This window comes from Pseudalkalibacillus salsuginis (assembly GCF_021646685.1).
In the GTDB taxonomy this organism is placed as follows: Bacteria; Bacillota; Bacilli; order Bacillales; family Fictibacillaceae; genus Pseudalkalibacillus; species Pseudalkalibacillus salsuginis.
In genome coordinates, this window is the sequence record NZ_JAKJHW010000001.1 from 594,094 (window position 1) to 615,803 (window position 21,710).

At 42.6% G+C, this 21,710-nt stretch carries 19 protein-coding genes and 3 other annotated features (1 of these 22 running past the window's edge); of the genes, 2 read left to right on the forward strand and 17 right to left on the reverse strand.

Annotated elements, in window-relative coordinates:
* Window positions 1-340 precede the first annotated feature (340 nt).
* The 6 genes from L1611_RS03055 to zapA form a co-directional block, all read right to left on the reverse strand.
* The gene (locus L1611_RS03055) at window positions 341-2,062 is read right to left on the reverse strand and encodes an AMP-binding protein (RefSeq protein ID WP_265738335.1); all 1,722 of its coding nucleotides are present in this window, start codon (window positions 2,060-2,062) and stop codon (window positions 341-343) included.
* A gap of 323 nt (window positions 2,063-2,385) precedes the next feature.
* Window positions 2,386-2,793, reverse strand: a complete 408-nt coding sequence (locus L1611_RS03060; protein WP_236311595.1) for a DUF350 domain-containing protein — start codon at window positions 2,791-2,793, stop codon at window positions 2,386-2,388.
* Between the two features lie 14 nt (window positions 2,794-2,807).
* Window positions 2,808-5,165, reverse strand: a complete 2,358-nt coding sequence (locus L1611_RS03065; protein WP_236311596.1) for an endonuclease MutS2 — start codon at window positions 5,163-5,165, stop codon at window positions 2,808-2,810.
* 26 nt (window positions 5,166-5,191) lie between these two features.
* A complete protein-coding gene (gene polX / locus L1611_RS03070) occupies window positions 5,192-6,904 on the reverse strand; it encodes a DNA polymerase/3'-5' exonuclease PolX (RefSeq protein ID WP_236311597.1) in 1,713 nt (570 codons plus the stop codon).
* A gap of 90 nt (window positions 6,905-6,994) precedes the next feature.
* On the reverse strand, window positions 6,995-7,543 hold the full coding sequence (locus tag L1611_RS03075; protein WP_236311599.1) for a CvpA family protein: 549 nt from the start codon (window positions 7,541-7,543) through the stop codon (window positions 6,995-6,997).
* 3 nt (window positions 7,544-7,546) lie between these two features.
* Complete coding sequence (zapA, locus tag L1611_RS03080) at window positions 7,547-7,792, reverse strand: cell division protein ZapA (protein ID WP_236311600.1); 246 nt, start codon at window positions 7,790-7,792, stop codon at window positions 7,547-7,549.
* A gap of 249 nt (window positions 7,793-8,041) precedes the next feature.
* Between zapA and rnhC the strand changes: the two genes are divergently transcribed.
* Window positions 8,042-8,992, forward strand: a complete 951-nt coding sequence (gene rnhC, locus L1611_RS03085) for a ribonuclease HIII (protein WP_236312025.1) — start codon at window positions 8,042-8,044, stop codon at window positions 8,990-8,992.
* A gap of 224 nt (window positions 8,993-9,216) precedes the next feature.
* Here rnhC and pheT read toward each other — a convergent pair whose 3' ends face one another.
* The 3 genes from pheT to L1611_RS03100 form a co-directional block, all read right to left on the reverse strand.
* Entirely contained in the window at window positions 9,217-11,649 is a 2,433-nt protein-coding gene (gene pheT, locus L1611_RS03090) for a phenylalanine--tRNA ligase subunit beta (RefSeq protein ID WP_236311602.1), read from the reverse strand.
* Between the two features lie 44 nt (window positions 11,650-11,693).
* On the reverse strand, window positions 11,694-12,728 hold the full coding sequence (gene pheS / locus L1611_RS03095; protein WP_236311603.1) for a phenylalanine--tRNA ligase subunit alpha: 1,035 nt from the start codon (window positions 12,726-12,728) through the stop codon (window positions 11,694-11,696).
* A gap of 256 nt (window positions 12,729-12,984) precedes the next feature.
* Window positions 12,985-13,221 (reverse strand) — a binding site (T-box leader).
* A 64-nt stretch (window positions 13,222-13,285) separates the two neighbouring features.
* A complete protein-coding gene (locus tag L1611_RS03100; protein WP_236311605.1) occupies window positions 13,286-14,047 on the reverse strand; it encodes a TrmH family RNA methyltransferase in 762 nt (253 codons plus the stop codon).
* 135 nt (window positions 14,048-14,182) lie between these two features.
* Between L1611_RS03100 and sspI the strand changes: the two genes are divergently transcribed.
* Window positions 14,183-14,389 carry a small acid-soluble spore protein SspI gene (gene sspI / locus L1611_RS03105; RefSeq protein WP_225064166.1) on the forward strand — a complete coding sequence of 69 codons (207 nt, stop codon included), beginning with the start codon at window positions 14,183-14,185 and terminating at the stop codon, window positions 14,387-14,389.
* A 58-nt stretch (window positions 14,390-14,447) separates the two neighbouring features.
* Here sspI and L1611_RS03110 read toward each other — a convergent pair whose 3' ends face one another.
* From L1611_RS03110 to thrS, 8 genes are all read right to left on the reverse strand, one after another.
* Entirely contained in the window at window positions 14,448-15,533 is a 1,086-nt protein-coding gene (locus L1611_RS03110; protein WP_236311606.1) for a M42 family metallopeptidase, read from the reverse strand.
* 31 nt (window positions 15,534-15,564) lie between these two features.
* Complete coding sequence (locus L1611_RS03115; RefSeq protein WP_322972505.1) at window positions 15,565-16,065, reverse strand: dUTP diphosphatase; 501 nt, start codon at window positions 16,063-16,065, stop codon at window positions 15,565-15,567.
* 288 nt (window positions 16,066-16,353) lie between these two features.
* Window positions 16,354-16,926, reverse strand: a complete 573-nt coding sequence (locus L1611_RS03120) for a TVP38/TMEM64 family protein (protein ID WP_236311609.1) — start codon at window positions 16,924-16,926, stop codon at window positions 16,354-16,356.
* A gap of 22 nt (window positions 16,927-16,948) precedes the next feature.
* Window positions 16,949-17,236, reverse strand: coding sequence for a DUF1294 domain-containing protein (locus L1611_RS03125; RefSeq protein WP_236311610.1), 288 nt, complete (start codon window positions 17,234-17,236; stop codon window positions 16,949-16,951).
* Between the two features lie 422 nt (window positions 17,237-17,658).
* Complete coding sequence (rplT, locus tag L1611_RS03130; RefSeq protein ID WP_236311611.1) at window positions 17,659-18,018, reverse strand: 50S ribosomal protein L20; 360 nt, start codon at window positions 18,016-18,018, stop codon at window positions 17,659-17,661.
* Between the two features lie 80 nt (window positions 18,019-18,098).
* On the reverse strand, window positions 18,099-18,287 hold the full coding sequence (rpmI, locus tag L1611_RS03135; RefSeq protein ID WP_225064171.1) for a 50S ribosomal protein L35: 189 nt from the start codon (window positions 18,285-18,287) through the stop codon (window positions 18,099-18,101).
* A 68-nt stretch (window positions 18,288-18,355) separates the two neighbouring features.
* On the reverse strand, window positions 18,356-18,859 hold the full coding sequence (gene infC / locus L1611_RS03140) for a translation initiation factor IF-3 (protein WP_236311612.1): 504 nt from the start codon (window positions 18,857-18,859) through the stop codon (window positions 18,356-18,358).
* A gap of 91 nt (window positions 18,860-18,950) precedes the next feature.
* Window positions 18,951-19,087: a sequence feature (ribosomal protein L20 leader region), on the reverse strand.
* 413 nt (window positions 19,088-19,500) lie between these two features.
* Window positions 19,501-21,435, reverse strand: coding sequence for a threonine--tRNA ligase (gene thrS / locus L1611_RS03145; protein WP_236311613.1), 1,935 nt, complete (start codon window positions 21,433-21,435; stop codon window positions 19,501-19,503).
* Window positions 21,436-21,551: 116 nt separating this feature from the next.
* Window positions 21,552-21,710, reverse strand: a binding site (T-box leader) (it continues 61 nt past the right edge of the window).

Sequence of the window (21,710 nt, forward strand, 5' to 3'; positions counted from 1 at the left end):
CCAGATTTATGATGAATTTTTTGATAAAGATGGTAAGATGATTTTGGTTGATCCCATTTTGGTCGTGTACCTGATTTTTTGGAGATTTATACATGTTTCCACCTTATTAGACGCTTAAAAAGAACGACTTTATCCTGATAAAGCTATCGACCAGCTACAACTAAGGATCAAACCACTACAAATTTGAAATTATCTAAACAACTCAGAATTAGTCTCGACAACTCAGAATTTATCTCGACAACTACAAAATTACCTCTACAACTGCAAAAATATCTCTAATATGTAAATGTTCGCAAACAAATAAAGAAAGACCCCACCTTTGTGAGGCCTTCATATTCCTTCACGCATTTTGTTTTTGCTTTTGCTTTTCTTTTTCTTCATCTACAAGCACTCTCCGTAATACTTTACCTACCATTGTCTTCGGAAGTTCGTCTCGGAATTCGTAAAGGCGCGGTACTTTAAATGAAGCCAGGTGTTTTCTGCAATGTTCATCCAGTTCCTGTTCGGTACATTCGGTGTTATCCTTCAATACGACGAAAGCTTTCACCGTTTCGCCACGATATGGGTCAGGAACACCGATGATGGTTGCTTCCTTTACCTTCGGATGTTCAAACAGGATCTCTTCAATCTCACGGGGATAGATATTGAATCCGCCGGCAATGATCATATCCTTTTTCCGATCCACGATATAAAAGTATCCTTTCTCATCCATATACCCCATATCACCTGTCAAAAGCCAGCCATCATGGAAGGTTGAAGCCGTTTCTTCAGGCTGATTCCAGTAACCTTTCATCACTTGTGGTCCTTTGATCATCAGTTCGCCTACCTCATTAACGTCAGCTATCGTACCAGTTTCAGCGGACAAAATCGCTGCTTCGGTATTCGGCCAAGGTACACCAATACTTCCTGTCATACGCTTATCATACAGGAAGTTAGCATGCGTAACAGGTGAAGTTTCAGTCAAACCATATCCTTCTACAAGATTTCCTCCTGTAATGGATTCAAATTTCTCTTGAATCTCCACAGGCAGTGGTGCTGATCCACTGATACAACTTGCAATCGAGGATAAATCATAGGATTTGATATTCGGTTCATTCAATAAAGCAATGTACATGGTTGGTGCACCTGGAAACATGGTCGGCTTGTGCTTTCCGATTGCTTTTAAAACCTGTTTCGGATCAAACCTAGGGAGAATGATCATTTCTGACAAGTACATGATTGAAAAGTTCATGACACAGGTCATCCCATAAACGTGGAAGAAAGGCAGTGCTCCAAGGATCTTCTCTTCTCCATATTTAGCCTTATACAACCACGACCGGCATTGCATGGTATTTGCAACAAGATTGTAATGCGTCAGCATGACACCCTTTGCAGGTCCTGTAGTACCTCCTGTATATTGCAGTAGGGCGAGATCCTCCTTGGGATCGATGTCAAGTTTAATAGGGTTCGATGAGCCTTCATCCATCAATTTTTTAAAAGCATGGACCTTATCGCTGTAACTGATATTGACGACGATGTTGGTCTGTCTTTTTTGGATGAACGGATAGATGAGATTCTTCGGAAACGGAAGATAATCCTTTACCCCAGTCACAACCACATGTGTCAATTCCGTGCGGTTTTTTACAGCTTCTACTCTCGGAAATAATAGATCCAAGCAGATGATGATTTTCGATCCAGAGTCGATCAATTGATGCTCCAACTCCCGTTCTGTGTATAACGGGTTCGTTTGTACAACGATTCCGCCAGCAATCAATACACCATAGTAACTGATGACGGATTGTGGAGAATTCGGCAGCATGATTGCTACCCTGTCACCTTTCTGAATACCGAGCGAACGCAGTTGATTCGCCATTCTCAGGGCACTTCCGTACACCTCGCCATATGTCATCCTTTTGCCCAAAAACTCCAAAGCAGGTTTTCCAGGATGCTTGTTAGCGGCATCCTCCAGATAAAATTGCAACAGCTTCTCGTCGATTTCGACTTCTTGAGGGATCTCTTCGGGATATTGCTGTAACCATCTTTTCTCCACCTTAATCTCCTCCTTTATACCGCTCCTTTCCATTAAAAACTCACTCTCTATTCCCATTATAATGAAAACGGATTCATTTTTACATATTTTTAGAATATTTTTTCATTTATAGTTTTTACCATTTCCATTTTAAGGAGATTTATAGCAGCCACTACTCCTAATTTAAATATATGAAAATGTCGATAAAAAAGACCTTCCCAGGCATAAATACCTAGTAAAGGTCTTCTCAGCAAAAGAAAGTTTCATTTGTTGGGCTTTTAAAATTCCTCTAAAAAAAGAGGTAGATCACCCCTGCCAAAATGAACAACCCACAACAAACCAACAGAACCTTCCATAATGTTTCCATATGCTTTCACCTATCCGATTCCACTGCCGATCACAAATGATAATCCAACAGATATGATCATGGAAATCAAACCGACAGCCCTATTGTCCTTTTGAATTTCTTCATCGATACGGAAGCGGGGTGTCAGAAATTCAAATATGAAATATCCGATCAACATCAATAAAAATCCATAGGCACCCCATGCCATCATATCAATGATCGTATCGTTATGCTCAATCGAGTAGCGGAAAATGTTGGCTATCCCGAATATTTTTCCTCCAGTCGCCATTGCAACTGAGAGATTCCCTTTACTGATTTCTTCCCAATTCTTATACTTGGTTACAACCTCAAAAACAGCCAGGAAAACAACTAAACTTAAAACGACTACACTATAGTTTGCTACGGTCTCAATGTATGGATTCGTCAACCAACTAACCATTTCCGCCCCACCTTCTATTTCAATCCAACAATTGTTACACCGCTTCCGCCTTCACCTGCAGAACCTAACCGAGTCGTTTTCACATTCGGATGTTCCTTGAGCAAGGATTGGACCCCATTCCTGAGAGCCCCAGTCCCTTTCCCATGGATGATCGAAACCTGCGGATAACCTGCTAATAAGGATTCATCCAAAAATTTATCAACTGCTCGCAGTGCATTTTCATAACGTTCGCCTCGCAAGTCCAATTCCGGCTTGGTGACAGATGAACCTTCTACTTTTACGAATGGTTTAGGTTCACGTTTCTTTTTTGTTTTGATCGGCTCCAGCTCGTTCGCTTTAACTGTCATTTTCATGATTCCGATTTGGACTTGATATTCATCTGTTCCGACTTTTTCAACAATATGGCCTTTCTGATTTACGCTCAACACTTTCACTTCTTGGCCTGGTTTAAGATTTTCCAGTGTTTTGTCCGTTTGCCTTACTTGCTTTTTCGTTTTCGGATCAAAATCCGGCATCGCTTCGTCTAAACGTTTTTGTGCTTCGATCAATTTGTGTTCTTTCACATTCCCATATTCTTTCTGATAAGCTCGGAGCTCTTTTAAGATAGCATCGGCTTCTTTACGTGCTTTTTCCACCGATTGCTGAGCCTCTTGTTCAGCTTTCGCATAGAGCTTATCTTTGAACCGTTCGAACTCATGCAATTTATTCTCTAAATCCTTTTTCAATGCCTCGGCTTCCTGATGGAACTCGATTGCTTCCGAACGTTCACGTTCCGCTTTTTTCTGAACATCTTCCAAGGATGCGATCATAACATCGATTTTATTGTTGTCGGCACTAATATGACTACGGGCATTTTCAATGATCTTATCATTCAACCCGATCCGTTTCGAAATTTCAAAGGCATTACTCCGACCGGGAACTCCAATTAATAATCGATACGTAGGTCGTAGAGTTTCCACATCAAATTCAACACTCGCATTCATAACACCCGTACGGTTGTATGCATAAGCTTTCAATTCACTATAATGGGTCGTAGCGACAACTTTTGCCCCACGGTCATTTACATAATCCAAGATTGAGATGGCGAGGGCAGCACCCTCTGTAGGATCCGTTCCAGCTCCTAATTCATCGAAAAGCACAAGGGACTTGAAATCCACCCTGTCCAAAATATTAACAATGTTGGTCATATGGGAAGAGAACGTACTCAAGTTTTGTTCAATCGATTGTTCGTCCCCGATATCCGCATAGATCGCATCAAAGACTGTCACCTCAGATTCTTCTTCTGTCGGTATTTGCAAGCCGGATTGAGCCATCAATGAAAGAAGGCCGATCGTCTTAAGTGTAACCGTCTTCCCGCCAGTGTTCGGACCTGTGATGACAAGAGCGTTATACTCACCGCCTAGTTCAACATTGATCGGTACAACTTCTTCAGCTGGAATCAGAGGATGCCGTGCACGTTTCAGACGGATAAACTCTTTGTTATTCAAAACCGGCTTCGTCGCTTTGATGGAGTGACCATAACGAGCTTTTGCAAAAATGAAGTCAATCTCAGCAAGGACCGTAACATTATGGGTCAGGAAGCCGGATACTTCAGCAACCCTCTCGGTCAAATCTTTTAAAATCCGTTGGATTTCTTGATATTCTTTACTCTTTGCTTCTTTCAACTGGTTGTTGATCGTCACAACTGCCTGTGGTTCGATGAATAATGTAGCTCCTGAAGCGGATTGATCGTGGACCATCCCACCGAATGCGGAACGATACTCCTGTTTGACCGGGATCACATATCGATCATTTCGAATGGTAACGATTGCATCAGAAAGCATCTTTTGGGATTTTGAAGAACGGATGAGCGATTCCAATTTTTCACGAATTCGAGACTCATAGCTTCTCAACTGCTGCCGGATCGTCCTTAGGGCCGGGCTTGCAGTATCCATCACATGCCCTTGGTCATCGATGCAATCTTTGATTTTCGTTTCGACCTCCATCAAAGGATCGATCTGTTCAACAAGATCTTGCAGGATCGGTAGTTCGATTTCATCCTCCAGCATACTTTCTATGAATCTTTTGAACCTTCTGCCCCCATATATAGTCGTTGAAATATCAACTAATTCTTCTGGATTGAGAATGCCTCCGATTTCACTTCGTTTGACAGAAGCACGTATGTCACGTATCCCACCTAATGGCACATTCCCTTTCAACCGCAGAACCTGGACACCCTCGTCCGTACTGCTTTGTTGATGGGCAACATCTTTAAAATTCGTCCACGGCACCAATGCGTTGATCTTTTCTTTTCCTAAGGATGAGGAGACATGCTCGAGTAATTGTTCTTTAACCTTCGTATATTCCAAAACTCTTAATATTCGTTCGTTCACTTGAAAGCCTCCTGTTAACAGTTCACTTACTTATGCCGGTCTAAGAAAGTACGGAACTCTTCCAAACTATAAGCGTTTAAAACGTTTTCTTTTCTTAATAACGCTTGTTGACCGACACATACACCGATGCCCATATGTTCAAGGGTCTCCTTGACATGGGCATCTGTATTGATGGACAGCTTAACACCCCGTTCCTGGGCTTTTTCCAACCATTCCGGTGCCAAATCCAGCCGGTTTGGGTTCGCATTCAATTCTAATGCTGTGTCCGTTTCTGCTGCCATTTCTATCAATCGATCAAAATCCACTGGATAACCTTTACGGCGTCCGATGATTCTTCCAGAAGGATGAGCAATCAGGTCGACATGAGGATTACGGAATGCCATTTCCAAACGTTTCATGATCATCCCTTCACTTTGTGAAAAAGAGGAATGGATCGATGCAATCACAAAGTCAAGCTCTGCTAAAAAAGCATCATCATAATCCAAGGAACCATCAGGTAAGATATCCATCTCGATACCGGAAAAAATAGTGAAGTCATCCCATTTTTCATTAACCCGTCTGATTTCTGCCTGTTGTTCCTTGGCCCTCTCTGGTGTCAAACCATTCGCAACACGTAAAAATTGTGAATGGTCGGTGATAACGATATGGCTATATCCTCTATTTCGTGCAGCCTCTGCCATCTCTTCAATCGAATTCGCACCATCACTCCATGTCGTATGCATGTGGAGATCGCTTTTTATATCGTCACGCTTCAGGTAGTCGACTTTGTTTTTAAAAAGTTCAAGCTCATTTCTCCCTTGCCTAACTTGAGGAGGAATGAACTCCAATCCAAAATGGGCAAAAAACGCTTCCTCGGTCTCAAAAGTCTTGATTTTTCCAGACTCTGTGTCTTCCACGCCATATTCACTCAATTTTTCAGCGCGCTTCTTAGCGAGCTGGCGCATTTTGATGTTGTGATCTTTGGAGCCTGTAAAATAATGCAGAGCACTGGCAAATTCCTCAGGCTTTATAAGACGGAAGTCGACGGCTATGTCATAATCATACGTGATGACCACAGACACTTTCGTCGATCCTGATGCAATGACCTCCGTAACATTTTCAAGCTTCTCAAGCTCGGGAGCGATTTTTTCCGGGGTATTCGTACCAATGAGGAAATCGATATCTTTAATCGTTTCACTGAAACGCCGTATACTCCCTGCACGTGAATAACGTTCGATCCCTTCAAGCATTGAGAGTTGTTCTTCAATTCTTTCAGCGATCGGCAGCATCACCGCAATCGGGAGACGTTCAGGTCGTTTTCCGAAGTCTTCAATAGCTACAAGGATCTTCTCCTCAGTCTTCTTCCCGAACCCCTGCATTTCCTGTACTCGATTTTGTTCACATACTTTTTTCAATGATTGGATATCTGTGACTCCAAGTTCATGATAAAGCTTGGCGATCTTCTTGCCTCCTAACCCTGGCAAATGGACCAAGCTAAGTAAGCCTGCAGGCAGTTCTTCTTTCAATTCTTCCAAAAGGGAAGACTCACCTGTTTCCAAAATCTCCTCAATTACCGATAATGTCCCTTTCCCAATGCCTTTGATTTTCGAAAGGTCGTCCATTTCAGAAATCGTTCTTGAATCACTTTCCAACGCCTGTGCAGCTCTCCGATATGCTGATATTTTAAAACTATTTTCACCTTTTATTTCCATATAAAGAGCAATCTGCTCGAGTATCCTGACAATTTGCTTTTTATTCATCAGATGACCCCTCCCTTTGCCGGTATGTCAAAAAAGGCCGGAATGTAGAAAAGGGCGTGACTTCAAAAGCGTCAGCCCCCGGACTCTCAATTAGATCTTCGTATTGATTTCAGCAATCCACATACTTTTTATTTTTTCAGAAAAAACCGGCGTATGTTCTACCATTGCTTTAGCTACAACAGAATCAGCAATGGCTGTTTGTATTGATGCAAGCGGAACAAGCGCAGCAATATATAAGAAAAGGAAGATGACCAAATATACCTCTACAAATCCAAGGATTCCTCCCAACCAGCCATTGATCGTCCTCAATATAGGAAGATCCGCCAGGAAGTCTAACATCGAACCTAATATTTGCAGAATTATTTTTGTTGCAAAGAATAACATTGCAAATGCAATGGCACGATAATACGCATCTTCTAAAAACCCAGCATTCACAAACATGGCTAGGCTGCTTTCCTCTGAGACTGTAGGATAAGGTATCCAAAGCCTCAATTTAGGAGCCAATTCATCGAAATAAAGGTAAGCAATGATGAATGCAGCGATGAACCCAGTCAAGTGAACAAGCTGCAGGATCAATCCCCTTCTTAACCCGATCAGAAAGCCGACCACCAGTACCCCTATTAAAATCAAATCAATCATATATTATTCCTCTTTCTGTTTCTCTAAATGTCTGACACGTTCCTGTAATTTCAAATAATCACTCGTAATATTGACCGATGTAAGGACAGCTAATTGTTTAGCATCAAGGTTATTGCTTTGATGTCGAATCTCTCTCATTTTTTTATCGACTATTGATGCCACTCTATTGACATGCCCTGGGTCCTCTTCACCTACAATAGTATATTGCTGACCATAAATATGGACAATTGTTCGATTACCGTTAGACACCCACAAGCCTCCTAACTCGAAAATAACTAATCATAATATTAACACGAACTACCGAGAATGGGAATAATGAGACTCCAAGGTTTTACATATTATTACAAAACGATAACCCTTCCATTTTATTTTACTGAATATGTGAATATGATTTCAACCTATTTTCTATTCGCGTGCTTCGCCTGCCTCCGTTATAATGGTGTTGGGGCTATCAAGTTTAAAGTCATTAATTTCATAGGAACGAAGGTGACAGATGAAATGTCTCATGCTGTACTAAAATTGGATCAAGCTCAAATCGATAAAATTAAAAATGAATATCAACCATACATACAATCGAACGTTCCCCAGGGCGGCTTATTCGTTGCAAAAGTGGAAGGCTGTACAATCACCGCTTACAAATCAGGAAAAATCCTTTTCCAGGGACCGGCTGCAGAACAGGAATCCTCTCGTTGGGGTGAAGGAGAAACGAACTCAAACGCCCAAGGAAAATCAAAAGCTCGAAAAAAACACGCCTATCTTCCACCAGAAAATGTCGGCTCAATGTCTTTGATCGGTTCAGACGAGGTAGGAACAGGAGATTTCTTTGGACCGATCACTGTCGTAGCTGCTTACGTATCAAAAGAACAGCTTCCGCTTGTAAAAGAACTGGGTGTCAAGGATTCTAAGCTTTTAAAGGATCCGCAAATCATTGAGATTGCAAAAGACCTGATCCAAAGCATCCCCTATAGTCTATTGGTGCTCGGTAATCCCAAGTACAATGATCTTCAGAGTAAAGGAATGTCACAAGGAAAAATGAAGGCGATGCTCCATCATAAGGCGATCGGCAACGTACTCTCAAAAGTATCAGTTTCTGCTGCTGTGGAAGGTATTTTGATCGATCAATTTTGTGAACCGACCATTTATTTCAAGCATACGAATTCACAGCCTGGCAAAAATCCGCCCTACTTTTTCGAAACGAAAGCGGAAACGCTCCACCATTCTGTCGCAGCAGCTTCCATCATCGCTCGCTATGCTTTCTTAAAAAAAATGGATGAACTTTCTGATTCTCTCGGACTTCCACTGCCGAAAGGAGCTGGATCACTCGTTGACGAAGCTGCTGCAAGGATCATTTTCAATCATGGGCTCGAAGGATTGAAAAAAGTGAGCAAAGCCCACTTTGCCAACACCCAAAAGGCGATCAAACTTGCGCAACAGAAGCGGAAAGGCTGAACTAAGAGCCTAGAATCCGTTTTACAGATTCCACTCCCTTTCCTGAGGCTAAAGATAAGCGGAAACGACCTGATTAGTCACGTAGGTCACTGGAAAACAGCCGAGGAGGCTCGAACCAAACAAAGACTTGGTTTTGCGTGGGCTTACACATAAAATGTTTTTCAAGAGTGAATTTGTCCTATAAAACAGGGTAGGCCCCAACTTGGTGCCTACCCTGTTTCCTATCAACCTCTCATGGTTGCGTTAAACTTTTCCTTCACGTAGCCGAGCACTTTGCTGTGGACTTTTTCCACATCGTCGTCTGTCAGTGTTTTTTCTGGATTGTAATAGGTGAGAGAGTATGCGACTGACTTCTTCCCTTCATCCATATGTTCTCCCTCATACAAATCGAAGATCGATACTTCTTTCAACAATTCGCCGCCTGCAGCTTTAATACCAGATTGTACCTCTCCAGCACTTACATCCTGTTCAAGGATCAACGCAATATCACGTGAAATTGATGGATATCGTGGTAAAGCAGAGTACACCACTGGTTCCACATCTATATCGAAGACGATATCGAGGTCAAGTTCGAACAGGTATGTTTCCTTGATGTCCCATTCTTTTTGATCTGCAGGGTGCAGTTGTCCGATAACTCCGATTTGTTTCCCATCAAGCAACACGATAGCCGTTCGGCCAGGATGGAACCCTTCACGTTTCACTTGTTGAAACTCGATTCGTTCACTGACTCCAAGCTTTTTGAACAAACCATCCAGCACTCCTTTTACGACATAAAAATCTACAGGTTTCTTCTCCTGCTGCCATGGGTGGAAGTGCCATAATCCTGAAAAAGCAGCGGCTAGTTTTTGATGCTCATTCGGGAGCTTTTCCAGGTTCCTTTCATCCGTCAAATAAGTAGAACCGATTTCGTATACAGCCACATCGTTCAACTGGCGATTTTGGTTGTACTGGACCACTTCAAGTAGTTGAGGTAATATCGTACGGCGCAAGACTGCTCGTTCCTCACTCATTGGCATCGAGACAGAAATGAAAGCTGGTTCTTCCTCTGTAGCCAGGCCATGATAGGCGTTCGCTTTCTTTTTTGTCGTCAGTGAGTATGTGAGTGCCTGATAAAGGCCTACGCTTTCCAAATAGCGGCGTACTTTACGTCTTTTCATTTGGGATGGGGTCAAGCCTCCCGTTGTAGTGGCACCTTCTGGTAGTGTTGCAGGAATTTTATCATAGCCATAAATACGCCCGATCTCCTCAATCAAATCCTCTTCCAGTGTGATGTCCGGGCGTCTGGCCGGAACCTCAACCGTAATTTCATCATTCTCATGTTCATACGAAAACCTGAGTCGTTCCAATATTTCGTGAATCTCTTTCGTTTCGATATTTGTCCCTAATACTTTATTGGCCCGCTCACCGCGCACAATGACCTTTTCTGGGTCCACGAACCTTGGTCCTGCTTCTACAATCCCTTCTAGAACCTCGCCTCCCGCTATTTCAGCCATCAATTCAGCAGCACGATTGGCCGCCTCATAAACACGGTTGCGGTCGATCCCTTTTTCGAATCGTGTAGATGATTCACTTCGAAGCCCCAAGTCTTTCGAAGCTTGACGGACAATAGATGGGTTGAAGTAAGCAGCTTCAAGTAAAATCGTCGTCGTCTCATCTGAAACTTCTGAATATGCGCCTCCCATTACACCAGCTACAGCTACGGGTTTCATCCCGTTAGTGATGACGAGATGATGTGCTTCAAGCTTTCGCATTTCATCATCTAATGTCCTGATTTCTTCTCCAGCTTCCGCACGTCTTATGAGTACTTCTTTGGATCCGAATCGGTCATAGTCGAAAGCATGAAGAGGTTGACCGTATTCAAGCAGTACATAGTTTGTGATATCCACCACGTTGTTGATCGGACGTATCCCTGCTGAAATCAAACGACTTTGCATCCATTCAGGAGACGGTCCCACTTTAATATTACGGATCACTTTCGCACCATAATACGGATTATCCCCAAAGTCGTCCACCTTGACCGAGATACAATCAGATGCAGATTCATTGTTTTCATTCAATGACGGCTTTGGTAACGTCAATTTTCGTTCAAATACAGCGGCTGTTTCATAAGCCACTCCGATCATATTCAAGCAATCAGCACGATTCGGAGTAAGACCCAATTCTAAAATATGATCGTCGAGGTTGAGGTAGGAAAGTGCGTTCTTCCCGACTTCTGCATCTTCCTTCATGACATATATGCCATCCGCAAATTCCTTCGGTACCATTTTCACATCTACTCCCAGTTCTTCTAAGGAACAGATCATCCCGTTCGAAACTTCCCCACGGAGTTTCGCTTTTTTGATTTTGAAGTTACCTGGAAGAACCGCTCCGACTGTGGCAACCGGGACTTTTTGGCCCGTACCGACGTTTGGGGCTCCGCAGATGATTTGAACTGGCTCTCCTTCTCCGATTTTCACCTGACACACATTCAATTTATCAGCATTCGGATGTTGTTCGCACTTTTCCACATGGCCGACAACAACACCGGAAATACCCTGACTCAAAGATTCGACTCCTTCAACCTCGATGCCGCTTTTCGTGATCCGGTCAGCAAGCTCATCTGGTTGAATACCATCGAGATCAACATATTCTTTCAACCAATTATAGGATACTAACATGATTTACACTCCCCATATAGATTTGTTCCATCATCATTTCGAATTTATGCCCGTTTGAACTGTTCCAAGAACCTAAGATCATTCGTATAGAAATGACGGATGTCATCAATTCCGAACTTCAACATGGCGATTCTTTCAGGACCCATACCAAACGCGAAGCCCGTATACTCTTTAGAATCGAACCCAGCCATTTCAAGTACATTCGGGTGAACCATCCCAGCTCCTAAAATTTCAATCCAACCGGTCCTTTTACAGATTGAACATCCTGCTCCGTTGCATTTGAAACAAGACACATCGACTTCAACAGATGGCTCAGTGAATGGGAAGAAGCTTGGCCGGAGTCGGATTTCACGTTCTTCTCCAAACAGCTTTTGTGCAAACAACGTCAATGTTCCTTTCAAATCACTCATTCGGATATTTTTATCGACGAGAAGTCCTTCAATTTGCATGAACTGATGAGAGTGTGTCGCATCATCTGTATCTCGGCGATAGACTTTACCAGGACTGATGATTTTGACAGGACCCTTCCCTTCATGTTTTTCCATCGTGCGGGCTTGTACCGGTGATGTCTGTGTACGTAAGAGAAGGTCTTCCGTGATGAAAAAAGAATCCTGCATATCTCGTGCAGGGTGGTTCTTCGGTAGATTCAACGCCTCAAAATTATAGTAGTCCGTTTCAACTTCCGGACCTTCAGCAATTGAAAAACCCATGCCGATAAAAAGATCTTCAATTTCTTCAATTACTGCTGTAAGCGGATGTGCGTTCCCTTGACGGATTGGACGTCCAGGCAAAGTTACATCGATCGTTTCATTACTTAATTGGCGATCAAGTTCTTCCCTCTCAAGCTTCTCCTGTTTGGAATCCACTTTTGTCGTGATGACTTCTCTTACTTCATTTGCTAATTGGCCCATCTTCGGTCTTTCTTCAGCTGGCAGCTTGCCCATACCTCGTAAAACTTCTGTGATTGGGCCTTTCTTGCCTAAATATTCAACCCGGATATCCTGCAATTCCTTTAATGAAGAGGCATGTTCAATTTTTTCAACAGCTTCCTCTTGCAGGGTCATCAAACGCTCTTGCATAACTTGTTCCTCCTTTATCTTCGTAAACTTGACCTATAAAAGGTTCATAAATTTCCTGGATAAGCCTTTCATTTTAATCTTGTGTCATAACCTTCGAATACTTATGAGCAAGTATGCTTCTCTGTGCCCTATCCAAGTGTGGCGGTGCAATAGGACTCTGAGGAAAGGCAAGGGTGTCAGCCTCCCATGTAAAACCTTGCTGATACGAAAGAGCCATGATAGGGAGTAAAAATGCCATAAAAAAACCTTCATCCCAGAAAGGGACGAAGGTATCGCGTTACCACCCTAATTAACAGCATTAAATCAAGAAGCTGTTCACTCCATTATGTAACGGTTTCCCGGCACAATCTTAGCTCATCGGAAATCCGATCAGTGTTCGAAAGGCAACTCCGGAATGAATTCCACCATCTCTACCATAAGCACGCTTCCAGTCTATGGCGTCCTCTCCCTGAATGGCGACCTATGATGTACTAGTTTCCATCATCGTCATTTTCAACTATTTTGTTAACTATACTGTATTATAAGGAATCAATAACGTTCCTGCAACTATTATCGTCTTATTTACCCTCTTTTAGACCATATAACAGAATCCCCGCAGCCACAGCCACATTTAGTGATTCTGCCTGCCCATAAATCGGTACGAAAAGATTCTGATCCGAGGATGCCAGAAGGTCTTCATGCACACCGTTCGCTTCATTCCCTAAAATCAGGGCATAACCGCTTATTCTGTCGGATAAAGTGTAAGGGATGCCGCCCTTGAGAGAGGTCCCGAATACCTGGATTCCTTTCTCTTTCATTCGCGGAATCCACTCTAGTAAATTTCCTTTTACAATAGGCAAGTGAAATAAAGATCCTTGTGTCGATCTCAGAACCTTACTGTTGTATAGATCCACCGTTCCGTTTCCGAGAATCACCCCGTCAGCACCTGCACTATCTGCAGTCCGGATAATCGCCCCTAAATTACCTGGGTCCTGAATCCCGTCAAGTAGAAGGTAGCTCCCATCAGAACTGAGTTCCATTTCCTTGGATCCCGCTTGGACAATCGCTACCACACCCTGTGGAGTCTCAGTATCTGCCAGTTCCTCGATCACAGAAGATGTTGCAACCCAGGTCGTCATATTCCCTGTATGCCAATCAGATGGGATACGGAATGATTTATCGATGATCAGATCAGTTACTTCAGCTTTATGCTTTAAAGCCTCCTCAATCAAATGAGGTCCTTCGATAATGAAAGCACCGGCTTTGTCCCGGCCCTTTTTTCTTTTTAATTTATTCCATTCCTTTACCCTGCTGTTTTTAGGTGATGTAATTCGATTCATCTTTTTCATTCCTTACCAAAATAATAATGCTATTATACGTGATAATCATACATAATCCAATACAACTGGATAAAAACTATCAACATACAAATGCTATGTACATCACTCCTAAACGAAAATATGAGGTGAAAAAGTATGGATCTAAACCTAAGGAAAGCAGTTTTAGCGAATGTTTCTGGGAATAGCCACGAAGAGCTTGAAAGTACGATTGTTGAAGCGATCAACAGCGGAGAAGAAAAGATGCTCCCTGGACTCGGTGTACTTTTTGAAGTCATCTGGCAGAACTGTGACGAATCAGAGAAAAACGAAATACTTGAAATTCTTGCAGAAGGTCTTCAATAATTAGAATTAGAAAGTCATGAAGAACAGGACTCCATAAAAAGGAGTCCTGTTCTTCATTTCAGGATTCTTTGATTTGGCGTACCATTTTCTCATCCAGGCCTTTGATAAGCTCTACCATCAAACGTACAGCTTGTTCATAATCATCTCTATGGATGATCGATGCATTAGTATGCAAGTACCTCGTAGCAATCGTAATTGAAATGGTGGGTACTCCTTCATGACTGATATGGATATTTCCTGCATCCGTACCTCCTCCAGGTGTTGTATCGATCTGGTAAGGTATTTTATTTTTTTCTGCTGTTTCAATGACAAAGTCCCGTAACCCTTTATGAGAAATCGTCCTTGCATCATAAATGATAATCTGTGGTCCTTCCCCAAGCTTGGATAGTGCATCTCGCTCTGTCACCCCAGGAGTGTCACCCGGAATGCCTGTATCAATGGCGAATGCAATATCAGGCTGGATCATATGAGCTGCCGTCTTAGCACCACGTAAACCTACTTCTTCCTGGGCAGTCCCTACACCATAAATGGTATTCTGATGCTTGATCTTTTTCAACTGCCTCAACGTATCAATTACGATTGCACATCCAATCCGGTTATCAAAAGCTTTGGCAAGCAGCATTTTCGGGTTGCTCATGACTGTAAATTCGAAGTAAGGTATGACGGAATCCCCTGGCCGCACTCCAATTTCCAAGGCATTTTCCTTATCCGAAGCACCAATATCAATATACATATCCTTGATCGGTACAGGCTTCTTCCTCGCTTCAGGTGAAAGGATATGTGGCGGCTTAGAACCAATTATTCCTACAACGTCTCCCTTTTTCGTTTTAACTGTGACACGCTGGGCGAGCAAAACTTGCTCCCACCAGCCCCCAACAGGTTGAAAACGCAAAAAGCCTTTATCATCGATTCTTGTAACCATAAATCCAACTTCATCCAGATGTCCTGCCAGCATGATGCTCGGGCCATTTTTGGAACCTTTCTTCTTAGCAACCAAACTTCCGAGATTATCGTAAAATACCTCATCAGCATAGGGTTTGATGTATTTTTTCATAACCTCCCGCGGTTCTGATTCGTCCCCTGAGATTCCGTTTGCATCTGTCAATTCCTTCAGCATGGTAAGTGTTTCATCTGAATTATTCATGAAGACCCTCCTGATGTCTAATCGTGATGTATCAATACCCCTCATCTTGACGTGCGTGGTTCACCTGATTCTTTGATAAGTAAGCATCTTTTATCTCTTCAATAGTAAAACCTAAAACCCGTCCGATCATCAGATAGTCTTCCATTAATCGATTGTAATTATTGATGTCATCCTCATTGTTTTTAAATATGGACACACTCTCATAAACCTTCAAGAAAGCATGGACAGGATTTATGTCGGCAACTTTGGGTAGAGTTACTTGCTGTGGTACTTCATAAGGAAGAATCAACCCAATTGAAAGCAAAAAATGGACTCCATCCACGTATTCTTCCAGGATGGTTTCTTTAGGTGAAGGCGGCTTGGAGCTCCAGAATTTGAAGCATCGCGTTTCATTCGCGAGTTCACCAATTTCCACAAGTAATGCGAGTACTTTTTCATCTAATAAATCTTCTTTCTCCAAGCCTCTTTCAGATTCAATTCGTCGATCCAATTCATTTTGCATCTTATACATTTGTTGAAGTTCCAGGTCCATAGAATATCCCCTCTCTTTATACTTTCTCCAGTATAACAAGGAACATCATGAACCTTAAAGAATTCTTCTTAATATGAAAAGTGTAAACACCCTGTTCAGCCACGAACGTCACTGGAAGTCCGACGGGGAGACTCAACCAAACAAAGTTCGGTTCTGCGTGGGTAAACCCCTGGACGCTACAGGAAACTGAAGAGACCCGTGGTGAGGGGTTGCAGCTGGACATTCCTTCATCTCTTACCTTTTAAAAAAGCCGGAACCTCTTTTTAAGAGTATACCGGCACTATACCCTCAGCGTGCTTCCGCAAAGAAATCCCGCCATTTGTAGACCCATTCTTTACGCCTTAGTGCATAAAACAACACTGCTAAGATACAGAGGATACTGATCATCCAATAGAGCGTCAATTGGTTCAACCAGCTTCCAAACGATGTATAGACAATAGCTAAAGGCACATTCGTAAATATGGAAAGCTTGGTGTAGTCCTTGAAATTTCTTGCAATCTCAATGATACAGAGAGAAATGAGATGAAAATGAAGAAAGGGGACCAAGCGTAAGATGGTGATTTGTCCGATTGAGAGTTCTGAACGTTTTCCAAACCATTTTTCTTTCATGTACATGACTTTACTGAAAGATTTCGGCAACGATTTTACGAGTGCATAAAAATAGACACTGACCAATGTTACACCAATGATGGAATAGATCGTTCCGAAAACCACACCAAAAACGACACCGCCAAGAATACAGATGAATCCGACTGGAATAAATAAAAATTGCCGTAAAATGTGCAGGAAAATAAACAGGACTGGGGCCAATGCACCGCTTTTACCGAGCCAATGGATGAGTTGCATTGCATGCTGTTCCATCTCCATCCCCCCCATAAACAATTTATGAAAAGGGAAACGGACTTAGACCTTGCCTGTTGGCAGACAAGTATAGGTAAAGACTGATCTGGAGGATGATCAAGACCGGGAGTCCTATTCGGAAGGAGAGGTGCTTCGTTTTATGACGGAAGAGATGCATACCTGCAAAAATTCCGATCGCGCCGCCCACTATGGAAACGATCCATAAATGACTTTCAGAGATCCTCCATTGCTGTCTCTTTGCTTTTTGTTTATCAATGAACATGATGATTAGACCATATAAATTTATCAAAATCAATGTATAAATGATCATCGTTTACGCTTCCTTTTTCTTCTCGTTGGATTTTTAGTTATCGGACTGGTGATTGCAGGCTGGTTTTGCAGACCCGCTTTACGCATTTATGTATTTGCCCGTTTTGTACGAAAGGATATCAATTTTTGATATAAGGTGGCTAGTTCTTCATTCGGCCGTACAGTTCACATAATGATGTAATTGAAGCCATAATTGATCTCCCTGTTCCTTTGTGTTTCGTTTATTTAGAAAAAATAAACATCTGGACTCACTTATTTCGCGTTTGACGGCTTAATGAGTATCCCAAAATTCATTTTTCGCATTTTCAGGGTCTCAGATCGCATTACTGAGTAACTTATCCCAACTTTTCCGCCTCGTAAAGTATTTAGAGACCTGCATATATAAAAAAGGCTGACTATTTATATAGTCAACCCCTTTGTTATTTATGCTTTAAGGCTATCTTTAGCTTTGTTTGCAAGTTCCGAGAAAGCTTTTTCATCGTTTATAGCAAGTTCAGCTAGCATCTTACGATTAACGTCGATTCCGGCTTGCTTCAAACCGTGCATCATACGGCTGTAAGAAATTCCGTTCAAACGAGCTGCCGCGTTGATACGTGTGATCCATAATTTACGGAAATCACGCTTCTTTTGACGACGGTCACGGTATGCATAGCGCAATGATTTGAATACTTGTTGTTGAGCAACTTTGAATAATTTATGTTTCGCACCAAAATAACCTTTAGCAAGTTTTAAGACGCGTTTACGACGACGACGTGTTACATAGCCACCTTTTACTCTTGGCATTGTAATCCCTCCTAGATTTTTCAGTTATTATTTCTTGTTCAAAAAGCAGGCGTACAGTAGCTTTCTGAACATATGATGATTTAGATCATGTCTTTGATACGCTTGTAGTCTCCGCTGGACACAAGTGCAGATTTACGGAGCTTACGCTTTTGCTTTTGAGACTTGTTACGGAACATATGGCTGGTGAATGCGTGTGAACGCTTCAATTTGCCACTTCCGGTTTTCTTGAATCGCTTAGCAGTCCCTTTATGAGTTTTCATTTTAGGCATGGTAAAAGTTCCTCCTTTAATTACTAGTTCAAAGAAATTTCGTTCAAGATCCCTACCGTTATCAAAAGTTACTTACTTTCAATCGGAGCTAAGATCAAGAACATACTGCGGCCTTCCATTTTAGGCTTGGATTCAATCGTTCCAAAATCCTCACATTCCTTGGCCATACGCATAAGCACGTCACGTCCTAATTCAGAGTGAGTGATCGCACGTCCTCGGAAACGGATGGACGCTTTGACTTTGTTCCCCTTTTCAAGGAACTTTCTCGCATTACGAAGTTTTGTGTTGAAATCGTGTTCTTCAATATTCGGGCTAAGACGAACTTCCTTCGTCGTAATAGTCTTTTGATTCTTACGCGCTTCTTTTTCTTTCTTCTGTTGCTCATAGCGATACTTACCATAGTCCATAATTCTGCAGACTGGCGGTTTCGCACCAGGTGCAACAAGAACAAGATCTAGATTTGCATTTGCTGCAATTTCAAGTGCTTCTTGACGAGATTTTACGCCAATTTGATCTCCATTAGCGCCAATCAGGCGAACTTCGCGGGCGCGAATGCCGTCGTTGACCATCATGTCCTTACTAATAATGAGCCACCTCCATCGATTTTTACAACCTAATCTTTTCTTGTAAAGTAAAGCAAATCTATTTCAATTTAATACAAAACAAATAGAAAAAGCGTCGGCGCATACCACACCCACACTGAAAGGTTCCAACTATTGTCGAAAACTGTATCATTTATACCTGTCAGCTGTACTTTTGTACGCCAATCAGGTGAGAAGCGGGTGCTTCTGCTTGTTTACAAGAATATACGATTATATTTACATTAGAATCATATCATCGATGTCATATTGATGTCAAGCCCTCTGGCTTCGTTTCAACCTTTATAGCGTAAATGATTTCATGTGAAAAATCAAGGATTATTTTGTGAAAGGCAATAACAAATCGTTTTTTGAATTACAAAAGAAAAGTGCAAGCGTCCTGGTTAGCCACGAAGGTCACTGGAAGTCAGACGAGGAGGCTCGAACCAAACAAAGTTCGGTTCTGCGTGGGTAAACACTTCGACTTAAATCAATGTGTCGACCGCCCAGGAGGACTGAAGTGATCCAGTGGTTGGGCGGTGAACCCTGGACATCACTTCATCGCAACCAAATTTTTATGCTTTCTTATCCTTCTAGGAAAAGGAGATGACCGATTCAGTCATCTCCCTCTTCCTTCAACTATGCTCTATTTCTGCTTTAAGACTTGCTTTGAAGTCCTCTAGTGAAACTGTTTCGGAATCTTGTTCCCCGTACTTACGAACATTAACAGCGTTGGACTCGATTTCCTGGTCTCCCACTACCAACATGTAAGGGACTTTCTGCATTTGTGCTTCACGGATCTTATATCCGATCTTTTCTTCACGGGAATCTACCTCGACACGGATTCCACTCGTCCTCAGTTCTTCCTGTACTTTATATGCATAGTCCATATGCACCGCAGATACAGGGATGATTTTCGCTTGGACTGGAGCCAACCAGGTAGGAAGCGCACCTTTATATTCTTCAATCAAGAATGCGACAAAGCGTTCCATTGTTGAAACGACTCCTCTGTGGATGACGACCGGGCGATGGTCTTGGCCGTCGCTGCCTTTGTAAGTAAGATCAAAGCGTTCTGGCAAGTGGAAGTCAAGCTGTACAGTAGAGAGCGTCTCCTCTTTTCCAAGCGCTGTCCTCACCTGGACATCCAGTTTCGGCCCGTAGAAGGCTGCTTCCCCATCTGCTTCCACATAATTCAGATCCATGTCTTCCATTGTCTCTTTCAAGAGGGCTTGTGCCTTTTCCCACATTTCATCGTTATCCACATACTTCTCTTTATCTTCAGGGTCACGATAGGATAGACGGAATTTGTAGTCCTTGATTCCGAAGTCCTTGTAAACTTTCTGGATAAGTTGCACCACCCTGATAAATTCCTCTTTCAACTGATCTGGCCTTACGAAAATATGGGCATCATTCAACGTCATGGAGCGTACCCGTTGTAGCCCTGCAAGTGCTCCAGACATTTCATGGCGATGCATAGTGCCGAGCTCAGCAATACGGACAGGCAGATCACGGTAGCTGTGCAATGCGTTTTTATAAATCATCATATGATGCGGACAGTTCATCGGACGGAGAACGAGCTGTTCGTTATCCATTTCAATTGCCGGATACATATCCTCCTGGTAATGGTCCCAGTGGCCGGAAGTCTTGTATAGTTCAACACTGCCAAGATGAGGTGTGTATACATGGTCATAGCCGAGCTTTACTTCCGTATCGATGATATATCGTTCGATGACCCGGCGGATTGTTGCACCTTTAGGAAGCCAGATCGGCAGTCCTTGGCCGACCTTTTGTGAGATTGTGAAAATCTCTAATTCTTTTCCTAGTTTACGGTGGTCACGTTCCTTCGCTTCCTCGAGGAAGTACAGATGCTCCTCAAGTTCTGATTTTTTATTGAACGCTGTCCCGTAAACTCGTTGAAGCATTTGGTTATCACTGTCACCTCTCCAATAAGCCCCAGAGATGTTCATCAGTTTGAAAACCTTCAGTTTGCTTGTTTGCGGGACATGGACACCCCGGCAAAGATCAAAGAATTCTCCCTGATGATAGAAAGTGATCTTTTCTCCTTCTGGAATCGCCTCGACTAACTCTACTTTAAGATCATCCCCGATTTCCTCATACCGGCGGATTGCTTCTTCCCGCCTCACTTCCTCGCGAGTGATTTCAAGGTTTTCATCTACGATTTTTTTCATTTCTTTTTCAATCTTAGGAAAATCCTCTTCAGTGAGGCGGTGCTCCATATCGATATCATAGTAGAACCCATTTTCAATCGTCGGTCCTACACCAAGTTTGACTTTCTGATCTGAAAAAACGCGCTTAATTGCTTGTGCCATCAGATGAGCTGTACTGTGACGGATGATTTCAAGCCCTTCTTCAGAATCGGGCATGATGATTGTGATTGTTCCGTCATGCTCAATCGGTTGACGCAGGTCAAGCAACTGGTCATCAAGTTTTCCGGCGATGGCTTTCTTTTTCAAGCCTGGGCTGATTGATGCGGCTATTTCTTCTGTTGTCACGCCTTTTTTAAACTCCTTTACTGCTCCATCCGGGAAAGTAATTTTCACCTTAGACATGGTCGTTCACACTCCTACATTAATTAATACAACTATTAGTCAACTAGCTTTGCGTAAACCAGAAAAACACTTTCTCCCGTCAAACAAAATGGAATTAAAAAAACACCCATCCCTGGAAAAGGGACGAGTGTTTGCTCGCGGTTCCACCCTCGTTCCGACTCACATGCCGGCACTTGGAATCATTTAACGGTCATTTACCGTCAACGGTTATTTTACGATTTCCCCGTTGAAGTTCAGAGGTGGTAAGCACTTTTTACTTGGTGAAGAGATTTCAG